The 11,640-nt window shown below is 37.1% G+C and carries 8 protein-coding genes; 3 read left to right on the plus strand and 5 right to left on the minus strand.

Annotation, left to right across the window (positions count from 1 at the left end; all coding sequences use genetic code 11):
* The first annotated feature begins 17 nt into the window (after positions 1-17).
* Together E0Y80_RS05095 and E0Y80_RS05100 are read left to right on the plus strand one after the other, a co-directional pair.
* A complete protein-coding gene (locus tag E0Y80_RS05095) occupies positions 18-2,282 on the plus strand; it encodes a GH92 family glycosyl hydrolase (protein ID WP_156306316.1) in 2,265 nt (754 codons plus the stop codon).
* Between the two features lie 80 nt (positions 2,283-2,362).
* The gene (locus E0Y80_RS05100) at positions 2,363-2,689 is read left to right on the plus strand and encodes a DUF493 domain-containing protein (RefSeq protein WP_156306318.1); all 327 of its coding nucleotides are present in this window, start codon (positions 2,363-2,365) and stop codon (positions 2,687-2,689) included.
* A 37-nt stretch (positions 2,690-2,726) separates the two neighbouring features.
* Here E0Y80_RS05100 and E0Y80_RS05105 read toward each other — a convergent pair whose 3' ends face one another.
* The 5 genes from E0Y80_RS05105 to E0Y80_RS05125 all read right to left on the minus strand — a co-directional run bounded on the left by E0Y80_RS05105 (position 2,727) and on the right by E0Y80_RS05125 (position 10,240).
* Positions 2,727-3,617, minus strand: coding sequence for a collagen-like protein (locus tag E0Y80_RS05105; RefSeq protein ID WP_156306320.1), 891 nt, complete (start codon positions 3,615-3,617; stop codon positions 2,727-2,729).
* A gap of 170 nt (positions 3,618-3,787) precedes the next feature.
* Positions 3,788-6,124: a glycoside hydrolase family 95 protein gene (locus tag E0Y80_RS05110; protein WP_156306322.1), complete on the minus strand. Its 2,337-nt coding sequence runs from the start codon at positions 6,122-6,124 to the stop codon at positions 3,788-3,790.
* 163 nt (positions 6,125-6,287) lie between these two features.
* Positions 6,288-8,432, minus strand: a complete 2,145-nt coding sequence (gene pnp, locus E0Y80_RS05115; protein WP_156306607.1) for a polyribonucleotide nucleotidyltransferase — start codon at positions 8,430-8,432, stop codon at positions 6,288-6,290.
* Positions 8,433-8,634: 202 nt separating this feature from the next.
* On the minus strand, positions 8,635-8,913 hold the full coding sequence (gene rpsO / locus E0Y80_RS05120; RefSeq protein WP_156306324.1) for a 30S ribosomal protein S15: 279 nt from the start codon (positions 8,911-8,913) through the stop codon (positions 8,635-8,637).
* A gap of 115 nt (positions 8,914-9,028) precedes the next feature.
* Positions 9,029-10,240 carry an acyltransferase family protein gene (locus E0Y80_RS05125; protein WP_156306326.1) on the minus strand — a complete coding sequence of 404 codons (1,212 nt, stop codon included), beginning with the start codon at positions 10,238-10,240 and terminating at the stop codon, positions 9,029-9,031.
* 213 nt (positions 10,241-10,453) lie between these two features.
* On the opposite strand from E0Y80_RS05125, the gene E0Y80_RS05130 reads away from it, so the two are divergent.
* On the plus strand, positions 10,454-11,635 hold the full coding sequence (locus tag E0Y80_RS05130) for an ROK family transcriptional regulator (RefSeq protein ID WP_197091486.1): 1,182 nt from the start codon (positions 10,454-10,456) through the stop codon (positions 11,633-11,635).
* Positions 11,636-11,640 lie beyond the last annotated feature (5 nt).

The following is an 11,640-nucleotide window of genomic DNA, read 5'->3' on the forward strand; positions in this document are numbered from 1 at the left end:
TACTTATAACGGTATTTATGAACTTACATTATAAATCTCTAGCAATAATTTTTGCAGCGACTGCTGCATTGCTCTCTAACCCCGCTAAGGTAACTGCTCAACAATATACAAAATATGTTGACCCTTTCATCGGAACTGGTGGGCATGGTCACACCTATCCCGGAGCAACGGTACCCTTTTCCCTTGTTCAACTTTCACCTGATAACGGAAAAAATGGTTGGGACTGGGTATCTGGATATCATATCAGCGCTGATTCTATTGCTGGATTCAGCCATATGCATCTAAGTGGAACTGGAATTGGAGATTGGCTTGATATCGCAATCATGCCTCTTAATAATCCTTCAAATCAAAATAATCTCGATACCAAAGTGAAATTTTCGCATAGCAATGAAAATGCAAGTCCAGGTTATTATGAAGTCAAATTGGACAACGGTATTCATGCTCAGCTTACAGCTACGGAAAGAGTTGGATTGCATCATTATACTTTCCCAAACAATACAACACCAACAATCAGATTGGATTTGGCACATGCCTACAATTGGGATAGACCGATGGATACAGAAATAAAAATTATTAATGATAGTACCGCTATTGGTAAAAGATATTCTTATGGCTGGGCAAATAAACAACATATTTATTTTGCAATACGATTTAACAAACCATTCAAATCTTATTTATTGAATGGAGAAAAATCAAATAGCAAAACCATCGCTCAAGTAAATGAAAACAGACAAGGTCCAATAAATGCTGTTAATGCCCAATTTATCTTTCCAAATCAACATCAAATTGAATTAAAGGTCGCTTTATCAACAACTTCTGAGCAAAAAGCAATTGCAGCATTAAGCGAAATTCAATCTTGGGATTTTAATGTTGTAAAGCAAGAAGCTGAAGCGAAATGGGAAAATGAATTATCGAAGATTAAAGTAGAATCTGCCGATGAAAACCTTAAAAAAATATTTTACTCAGCATTATATCATACCGCAGTCTCCCCTACTTTATACTCTGATTCCGACTCAGAATATAAAAACTATAAAGGAGAAGTACATCGTATGGTAAACAATGGACAGCGATATACCCTGTTCTCCTTATGGGACACATTCCGAGCCTTAAAACCATTATTTACCATCACACAACCTGAACGATATACGGATATGATGAATAGTATGTTGGCCTTTTATGATGAAAATGGTTTATTACCGGTATGGGATTTAAGTACATTTGAAACGAACACCATGACTGGATATCATGCTGTACCGGTCCTTGCTGATGCGGTTTTAAAGGATATTCCGGGCATTGATCATGAAAAAGCCTTCAAAGCTATGCTTGCTAGTGCCAATCAAAAGATCCGAGAGGTGCCAGATTATATACAATACGGATATGTTCCCCAAGATGTAAATGGTGGTTCCGTTACATCAACTCTTGAATACGCTTTCGATGATTATTGCATTTCCCTTGTTGCTAAAAAACTAGGAAAGAAAGCAGAATATGAAGAATATACTTTAAGAGCAAAAAATTACATTCATCTGTTTGATCCAAACAGTGGGTTTATGCGCGCCAAATTGAAAAATGGAAAATTCATCGAACCATTTGACCCATTCTATTCTGAACATGAATTCTCAAAAAGCCAATATATCGAAGGAAATGCTTGGCAACATTCGTTCTTTGTGCCGCATGATGTTAGAGGATTAGCTAAATTATTCCCGAAAAAGGATGGTTTGGACAAGATGCTGGACACCCTCTTTACGGCTCCTTCTTACTTCACCGGAGAAAATCAGTCTCCAGATGCCAGTGGATTAATTGGCCAATATGCACATGGAAATGAACCAAGTCACCACATTGCCTATATGTATTCATACTTGGGCAAACCTTGGAAAACACAGGAAAAAGTTAGAGCAATTATTGATTCAATGTATCATGAAAGACCTGATGGATATGCTGGAAATGAAGATGCAGGCCAAATGAGCGCTTGGGCAGTTTGGTCTATGATGGGCCTATATCCCGCTTCTCCTGTAAATGGTGAATATGTATTTGGTAGTCCGGTACTCGATAAAGCACAAATTAAAATGCCTGGAGGCAATGATTTTACCATTGTAGCAAAAAATAATTCTAAACAGAATAAGTACATAAAATCAATTACTTTAAATGGAAAACCTTACCATAAATCATATATCACCCATGCAGATATGATTAAAGGCGGAACATTAGAGTTTCTAATGAGCGATATCCCAAACAAAAAATTTGGAACAAAAAAGAAATCATTACCAACTTCAATGGATAACTAAACAAATTGCAGAATATAGCGTTTTGTCATATAATAGCCTTGGGTACGCTTATTGATATCTAAGGGAAAGGAGATTTAAAAATGAATGAATTAAACAATAACATCAATATTAAAGACATTCAAGACGATAGTAATAATCAGGATTTCTACAAAAACTTTAAAGAAAAATTGATTGAGGTGGAACAATTCCCTACCATCTATACCTTTAAATTTATTGTTAAAACTGATTCTGATCAAGCTGAAGAAGTAAAAGCTATATTTACACATGCTTCCGCTAAATTTTCAGAGAAAAAATCATCTGGAGGAAAGTATACATCAATCTCCATCGAAAACTATGTTAACAGTGCAGATGAGGTAGTTGATTACTACAAAAAAGTAGGTGAAATACAAGGTGTAATGATGCTATAAAATAAAGAGGGATGCCAAAATGGCATCCCTCTTTATTTTATTCTTTTATTTCAGACATCGCTTTTTCCACTGCTACAGCATCGTTAAAATCGACTTTTCTTTCTTTTAACCGAACGTACAAATTCCCTGGGATTATCATATACCGATATTTAATTTGGCTTCCCAACAACAACAAGGCCCCTCCATCATAAACCATTCTATAAATCACAATTTCGCTCTTTTTAAGCTTGAAACTAATTGTACTCATCCGACCTCCTGGTCTGCTTGTAAATGGTAAAGGGAATGGTCCACCACCATAATCAAGATACATCATTACTACTGCCGAAGACATAACGGCGTCTGTAATGTATGGCGAGTAGATATGAGCTATCCGTAAATTAGTTCCATCCATGACAGTGTCTTTTACCCTAACTGCCGTTTTCCAACCAGAATACAATACTCTAGCTTCAGCTTTTAGATTCGTACCAACTCCCCATCCTGTAGCAGATTTTGGACCATACAAAACCATTTGAGCCGTGTTGAAATAAAAATCACCTACTTTTCCTAAGGATGCTGCAGGAATTGTCGTTCCGGATAGAAACTGTGAACCATCCCTCCCGTTAGTTCCATTCGTACCATTTTTTCCATTAGTACCATCTTCACCTTTGATATTTGTTGCTTTCCCCCATCCTGACGCTGTTTTTGGACCATATAAATCACTTGTAGTCGTCCTAAAATAAAAATCACCTACTTTACCAAGCGTAGCGGCTGGAACTACTGTCCCACTGTAGAACATCGAGCCATCTGCTCCTTTTGCTCCGCTGGCACCTATATCGCCTTTATCACCTTTTTCTCCTTGGGGACCTATATCACCCGTATCTCCCTTCTTACAAGATCCCGACCCAAATATTATTAAGGCCATCAAAATCATTAGAATTTTAGTTTTCATAATCTTATTATTTAGTTCTTAAACACCATTGGCAGAACTAAACTAATTGATTATGATTCGTTAAATCAACGAAAATGAGCAAACGATCTTTAATATTGAGTGAAATAACAGATTCAATGAGCAAATATTTTATCCTTTACTAAACCTTTGTGAAAATCTCCCTCCAAATATTAAATAGTCAGATGATTTGTTCCTTTCTTCAATTGATACTCTTTTATAGTATCTCCAAATTTCACTTTGATTTTACCAGATGTTTCAGATTGTACGGCAAAACTTGTTACTTGATGATTTTCCCATTTGAAACTCAATTTATAATTTCCCCTAACTTTAATCCCCGAAACTGAGCCATTAACCCAACTTTTAGGAATAGCAGGTAATAGGACGATTTCAGCATTTTGGGATTGAACCAACATTTCTGCAAGTCCTGCTGCTCCCCCAAAATTACCGTCAATTTGAAACGGGGGATGGGTGCTGAATAAATTGGGCAAACAGGTCTTCCCAATCAGTTCCTTTAAATGTGCATTTGCACTTTCCCCATCGAACAACCTAGCATAAAAATTTACGATCCATGCCTTGCTCCATCCTGTATGTCCACCACCTGCAGATAATCGATTTTCAATCGTCTTTTTTGCAGCAGAAAAAAGTTCAGCTGTATTCGGATTAATTGAATTTCCGGGATATAACCCTAACAAATGAGACATGTGACGATGGCCAGGCTCTACTTCTTTGTAATCCTGGATCCATTCTTGGATCGCTCCAGATTTCCCAATGCGTATCGGCGGCAATTGTTTCCTAACTTGTTCAACCCTTGTAATCAAATCCTTATCCGTATCTAGCACCTTGGCGGCCTGTTCAAAATTATCGAATAGCTCATGAATTATTTGGATGTCAATTGTACTTGCATAGGATAATTGAGATTTCACAGTTTTGCCGTTAACCACGGTTTCAAATTCATTTTCAGGAGAATGTGATGGGTTCGTCACTAAAAAACCCTCCGGAGATTCAACCAAGAAATCTAGAACCCATAATAATGACCCCTTTATAATCGGGTAAGCAACATCACGAAGATATTGTTCATCTTTACTAAATGCGTAATGTCTGTAGATTGGAAATGTCATCCATGGACCTGCCATAGGTGAAACTCCCCATACTCCATCCGCAACACCTGTCCGGCCAAACGGGTCTGTTAAATGGTGAATAGTCCATCCTTTGGCCCCGTACATTTCTTTGGCTGTTTGTGCCCCCGGTTTAGTAATTTCTTTCATAAAATTTGCCAGAACCACACTTGTCTCTCCTAAATCTCCGGTCTCCGCGGGCCAATAATTCATCTGCAAATTAATATTTGTATGAAAATCCGAATTCCATGGTGCCTCATAATCCTGATTCCATATACCTTGTAGATTTGCAGGTAGTTTGCCCGGAGCACGACTTGAGGACATCAAAAGGTAACGGCCATATTGATAAAATAAAACTGGTAGTCCAAAGTCTTCCGTTCCTTTGGAAAATTCTTTTAATCGCTGATCGGTTGCCAATGTATTTGAATTACCATTATTGATGGAAATCCCTACCCGCTCAAACATGGATGAATGCTCCTTGCTGTGTATTCCTAAGAAATCCTTATTAGCATTCCTATGTAAACTTAACAGATGGTTGTTAAGGACACTTAATGGATCGATGGAGGAATCAACATTGAGAAGGGATATATTATAATCCGTGTTTCCACTATATGCTATTAATATATTCTTTACATTTTTAAATTTAATACTGTTTCCATCAGTTGATTTAACTATTTCATAGGCCCCATCCGATTTCAAAATTTTAACTCCGGCAGCAAATCGCATATGTGACCCGGCAGGACCTGAATCTGCTTTCATAGAATCAAGGATTTGACCGACATAATAGATACCATCCTTCCATGAACCATAAGATTTGACATCCCGAGCTCGATCTAATGTTACCTCAAATGAAATGGGTTCATCTGATGTCCAACTAAGAAAAAGAGCATCATCAGGCGCTGATATAAACGACCGTTGGACAATCTTGTTACCCTTATTTAAAAAGGAAGTAACATGAACGCCTTGATTAAGATTTAAACTCCTAGAATATTCTTGAATATCACTTTCTATAAATGAATAGTTGATCTTTAAATTTCCTAATGGTTGATAGGAACGAATTCTTGAAGGTGTTCCAACCATATATTTAGTCGCAAGCTCTTTTGCCTCATCAAATTGGCTCTTAAAAATTGCATCTTGAATTTCTTTCAGATGAATTGCAGACTCTTTGTTGTTATTGTTTATCTGGCTGCCAGCCCAAACACTTTCCTCATTCATCTGAAACAGCTCATGATCATAGCGTCCATGAACCATAGCCCCCAATCGACCATTGCCCAAAGGAAGGGCCTCAGTCCATTTTGACGCTGGTTGTTTATACCATAGTTTTAAGGCATTATCCTGAGCAGAAAGTAGAACAGGAAAAATGATTAGGAGTAGGTTTATAAGGTTTTTCATAAATAAAAATACAAAATAACCATATCAATGGACGTAACAATTAAAAAACAATAAAGCCAGAGCAAACGCCCTGGCTTTATCATTTTTATATCCTCAAAACATAATCCAAAAGTCTATTAATCAACTATCTAGACTCTTTTGTCTTATGTCTTATGTCTATTGTCTACCCCTCTTTCGGCTTATCTTCTTTTGGAGGACGTGGCAATAATGCTTTACGAGAAAGCTTCATTTTACCTTGTTTGTCAACATCCAAAAGTTTAACAGTCACCATATCACCTTCTTTGAAGACGGCATCCATTGTTTCTAGACGCTTCCAATCAATTTCAGAAATGTGTAAAAGACCATCTTTACCTGGCATGATTTCAACAAACGCACCAAATGGCATGATTGACTTAACTTTACCTTCGTAAGTTTCACCAATCTCTGGTTTTGCAACGATAGCTTTGATTCTCGCCAATGCAGCATCAATAGCTTCTTTATTATCAGCGAAAATTTGAACAACACCTTTGTTATCTACCTCCTCAATGGAAATAGTAGCACCTGTTTCACGTTGCATTTCTTGGATAATTTTACCACCAGGTCCAATTACAGCTCCAATAAATTCTTTATCAATTAGAATTTGAATAATACGTGGTGCATGTGGTTTATAGTCTTCACGTGGACCAGAAATGGTTTTTGCCATTTCTCCTAAGATATGTAATCTTGCTTCCTTCGCTTGATCTAAAGCCTGTGTAAGTACTTCCCATTTAAGACCATTGATTTTAAGGTCCATTTGACATCCTACGATACCTTTTGAAGTACCCGTTACTTTAAAGTCCATATCCCCTAAGTGATCTTCATCACCTAAGATATCTGAAAGGATTGCATATTTTCCAGTTTTTTCATCTGTAATCAATCCCATAGCGATTCCTGAAACAGGAGCAGCAAGCTTAACACCCGCATCCATCAATGCTAAAGTACCGGCACAAACTGTAGCCATAGATGAAGAACCGTTGGATTCTAAAATATCAGAAACTACGCGGATCGTATATGGATTATCTTCAGTAGGAAGAACTTGTTTCAATGAACGCATCGCTAAATTACCATGCCCTACTTCACGACGACCCGGCCCTCTATTTGGCCTAACCTCTCCAGTTGAAAATCCCGGAAAGTTGTAGTGAAGAATAAACTTATTGTATCCATGGAAGAAGGCTCCATCAATCATTTGCTCATCATCCTTAGCTCCTAAGGTTACTGATGTCAATGATTGAGTCTCTCCACGAGTGAATATAGCTGATCCGTGTGCAGCCGGTAGATAATCTACCTCGGACCAAATTGGACGAACAGTACGTACATCACGACCATCTAAACGAATTCCTTCATCCAATACTAAATTACGTACCGCATCATACTGAACATCATGGTAGTACTTCTTCATTAAGAACGCTGTATCCTCATCAATTTCCTCTCCCAATGTTTCAAAAAATGCCTTTCCAATTTCTGCAAATCTTTCTGTGCGATCATGTTTGGAAGATCTTGATTTCGCAACTTCATATACTTGTGCATAGGTAGCAGCATAAACTGCATCTTTCAATTCTGGATTTGAAGGCTCATGATTAAAATCACGCTTCTCTGTTGATCCAACTAAATTCGCTAATTCGATCTGTCCAGCTACTTGTTTTTTAATTGCTTCATGTGCAAAAGCAATGGCTTCTACCATTTCTTCTTCGGAAATCTCTTTTGCCTCACCCTCTACCATGACGATATCTTGTGCAGATCCAGCAACTATAAATTCTAATGATGCTTTCTCTAATGCTGAAACTGTTGGATTAATTACTAATTCACCATCAATTTTAGCAACACGAACTTCTGATATCGGACCATTGAATGGAATATCTGAAACAGCAATTGCAGCTGATGCTGCTAATCCTGCCAACGCATCTGGCATAATTTCTTTATCCGCAGAAATTAAACTAACCATAACTTGGGTATCAGCATGGTAAGTTTCTGGGAATAATGGACGTAACGCCCTATCAATTAAACGTGAAATCAAAACTTCATAATCTGAAAGTCTAGCTTCACGACGTAAAAATCCTCCTGGAATACGACCTGTTGCCGCATATTTCTCTTGGTAATCTACTGATAATGGTAAAAAATCTACCCCTGTTTTTGGCTCTTTTGAGGAAACCACAGTTGCTAGCAACATTGTGGACCCTTGTTTTAATACAACTGATCCATCAGCTTGTTTCGCTAACTTACCTGTAGACAATTCAATAGGGGCCAATCCGCCACCCATCTCAATTGTAACTTTCTTTTCGTTATAACTCATTGTGTTTTCTTTGCGATGCATTTTGCCTCTAATATCATGCATCAAATTAATTTTAACATTTTTAATCGCACAAAGGTAACTAAAAATTTATTGCGTAAACATATCCCCAATAAATTTTAAACCAACTCAATTCCAATTAAAATCAAAAGGGGGCTTTGACTCTTGTCAAATCCCCCTTTATGAAGCTCTTTACAGATTTTACTTATTTGATAATATCACGTAAGCCTAAGCCTTTGATGATAGCACGGTATCTATTGATATCCTTTTTGTACAAATAAGCTAATAATGAACGACGTTTACCTACTAATTTTTGTAGTGAACGTTGTGTGTTAAAATCTTTTCTGTTTGATTTCAAATGCCCAGTTAAGTGAGCAATTCTTTTTGTAAATAAAGCTACTTGTCCTTCTGCAGAACCTGTGTTTTCAGCCGATCCTGCAAATTCTTGGAAGATATCAGCTTTGTACTCTTTACTTAAATACATTTCGTGAATAATATTAAAGCGTTAAAAAATTTATTAATTGGCTGCAAAGTTAACATCTTTCGACCAAAACAAAAAATTTATTATTCAAATATTCATTACAATAAGACCCTGCTCCTTAAACCTTTACATAGATTTTCTTCTGATCAAGCCAATAACAGATCGCCCACATGAACCCTAAAAAGCAAAGTGAATATGCAAAGGAGCCAATTTCCGGTGGACCTGGCAATTGCGCACATACATGATTGTAAAACCAAGAAAGGGGCGTCGTATAAATCTCCTCGCCTGATTCATTAATCCCATTTGGAATCCTAATAAGCCCTAATGACTTTGGCAACAACCCGCTTAAAACAAAAATAAACAATGGGTTTTTCCCAAAAACATCAAAGAATTTTGTTACCCAATTCTTTACTCCTTGCACCTCTATATACCAAATCATAGTGCCAATAGTCAAAATCCCCAATCCGGTTGTATAGAGCACATAGGAACTTGTCCATATTTTTTTATTAATTGGAAATCCTAATGACCAAGTCCAGGCCAAAACCAATAATATAAACCCTGTCACGAACATTCCTGACAATAATTTAAAATGAGGCTCATTGCTTAAAGGAACTTTTGTCCAAAGCCAATCCACTTGGCCTTGCTTTTTTATAAATACTCCCGCCAAATAACCGAATACAACCTGAACAACCGCTGGCAAAGCACTCATTAACCCTTCAGGATCAAATGGAACTCCTTCCCCTTTATACATGTGTGCTTCACTGAGTATTTGCTTATCAACAGCAGTACCAAACCAACCTTCCAACGAATAGGGATCTCCCGTCCCTAACAAGGCACATAATCCCCAATAGCCAAATAAAATTACTGCTGAAATATAGATTAAGGATTTGGGCTTAAAGTAATAAGCCAGAATCGATGCAAAAAAATAAGCAATTGCAATTCGCTGAAGAACCCCTAATATCCTAACTCCTCGGTCAGGATCTGTACTACTCACCCATTCCCTAAACTGCAATGCTCCATCCGACCATTGAACAAATGGAAACCAATTCAATCCTAAACCTATTAGAAAAATAAGGACGGTCCTTTTAATAACTTTCTTCCAAAATATTTGGTCACCTGCTTCTTGCAATCTTGGGATTACAAATGACATGGCGTTCCCAACAGCAAATAGGAAGAATGGAAATACCAAATCCGTAGGTGTACAGCCATGCCAAGGGGCATGCTTTAATGGTGCAAACATATGTGACCAAGTCCCTGGATTATTAACCATTATCATTAAGGCAACTGTTGCTCCCCTAAAGACATCTAAAGAATAATAGCGCTGTTTCATAATTTATATCCTACCGAAGTTACAATTAAACAGTCATAAAAACGCATTAGCCGCTCTTTAAATTTAGTAAATAGGCATAAAAGCGCACAAAATCACCTAACATTCTACACGATTTTAATTTGACAGCCTACACTTATTAAAAAAATTAAAAAGTATTTGGAAGTTATTATTTAATTACCATAACTTTACCGAAATATTAACAATTATTTAACCTTGGATAGCCTAAAATTATCGATTCTTAAGCGGTTGTATTTTTCTAATCCGCAATCGATTGCTGAACTCAGTTCTTCAATCGGTAAAAGCGTTCCTAATATTACCAATGCCGTTAATAAGCTATTACAACTTAATTTAATTGAACAAGACGGCCTTGCTCCTTCAACCGGAGGAAGACGAGCTGCACAATTTGTTCCTAATGAATCTCAACTGCCGCTTATCATATCTGTTGCAATTGACCAATTCTACACTTCTGTCGCTGTCGTTGATTTTAAAAACCAATTTAAAACTGCAATCAATACCAAAGGAATTGATATCAAAATAGAGGATGCTTACAGTAAAATTGTTGAATTAATTAAAAACACCATTAAGGAAATAGACACTTACAATGTCTACGGAATCGGCATCACCATTCCAGGTTTTGTTGATAGTAAAACCGGAAAAAACAATTCCTATAGCAATAACTCTCCTTTTTACGACCTAAAAACAAATATTCAGAAGGAATTTAACCTCCCAACTTTTGTTGAAAACGACTCTTCAGCAATTGCTATTGCTGAACATACTTTTGGAATAGCGAAGAACATTGAAGATGTCATGGTGGTAAACCTAAACTGGGGTGTAGGGCTTGGAATGATCCTCGACAATGAACTTTATCGTGGGCATTCAGGATTTGCAGGTGAATTCAGTCATATTCCCCTATCTGACTCCAATAAATTATGTTCATGCGGCAAAAAAGGTTGCCTCGAAGTAGAAGCATCTCTTATGGCAGCTGTGGAATCGGCGACTGATGCATTAAAATCTGGAGAAGGTTCTTCTCTACAAAAGTTTTTTGAAACACAAAATTATATCACAGGTGATCAGCTTTTAAATGCGGCTAACCAAGGAGACCAACTAGCCATGGAAGCCATCAATCGGATCGGATATATGCTTGGAAAAGGTATCGCAACATTAATTCATATCATTAATCCTCAGATGGTCGTCATCAGCGGAAGAGGATCTAAAGCTAAAAGTGTCCTTTTACCTAAAATTCAAAGTGCTGTATTGGAATTTAGCATTCATAGACTCTCAAAAAATACAAGCATAGAGTTCTCAAATACGGAAAACATACAATTATTGAGTTCAACCTGTATCTGCATCTTGAACGCAGACAAGAACATCTATAAAACACAATTAATAGACTAATTACT

This window comes from Sphingobacterium endophyticum, from assembly GCF_009733535.1.
Taxonomy (GTDB): Bacteria; Bacteroidota; Bacteroidia; order Sphingobacteriales; family Sphingobacteriaceae; genus Sphingobacterium; species Sphingobacterium endophyticum.

What these genes read in the sequence shown, in the direction of transcription:
- E0Y80_RS05095 (WP_156306316.1), top strand. Translation starts at nt 18, where the DNA reads ATGAACTTACATTATAAATCTCTAGCAATAATTTTTGCAGCGACTGCT.
- E0Y80_RS05125 (WP_156306326.1), bottom strand. Translation starts at nt 10,240, where the DNA reads ATGAAACAGCGCTATTATTCTTTAGATGTCTTTAGGGGAGCAACAGTT.
- E0Y80_RS05105 (WP_156306320.1), bottom strand. Translation starts at nt 3,617, where the DNA reads ATGAAAACTAAAATTCTAATGATTTTGATGGCCTTAATAATATTTGGG.
- rpsO (WP_156306324.1), bottom strand. Translation starts at nt 8,913, where the DNA reads ATGTATTTAAGTAAAGAGTACAAAGCTGATATCTTCCAAGAATTTGCA.
- E0Y80_RS05100 (WP_156306318.1), top strand. Translation starts at nt 2,363, where the DNA reads ATGAATGAATTAAACAATAACATCAATATTAAAGACATTCAAGACGAT.
- E0Y80_RS05110 (WP_156306322.1), bottom strand. Translation starts at nt 6,124, where the DNA reads ATGAAAAACCTTATAAACCTACTCCTAATCATTTTTCCTGTTCTACTT.
- pnp (WP_156306607.1), bottom strand. Translation starts at nt 8,432, where the DNA reads ATGAGTTATAACGAAAAGAAAGTTACAATTGAGATGGGTGGCGGATTG.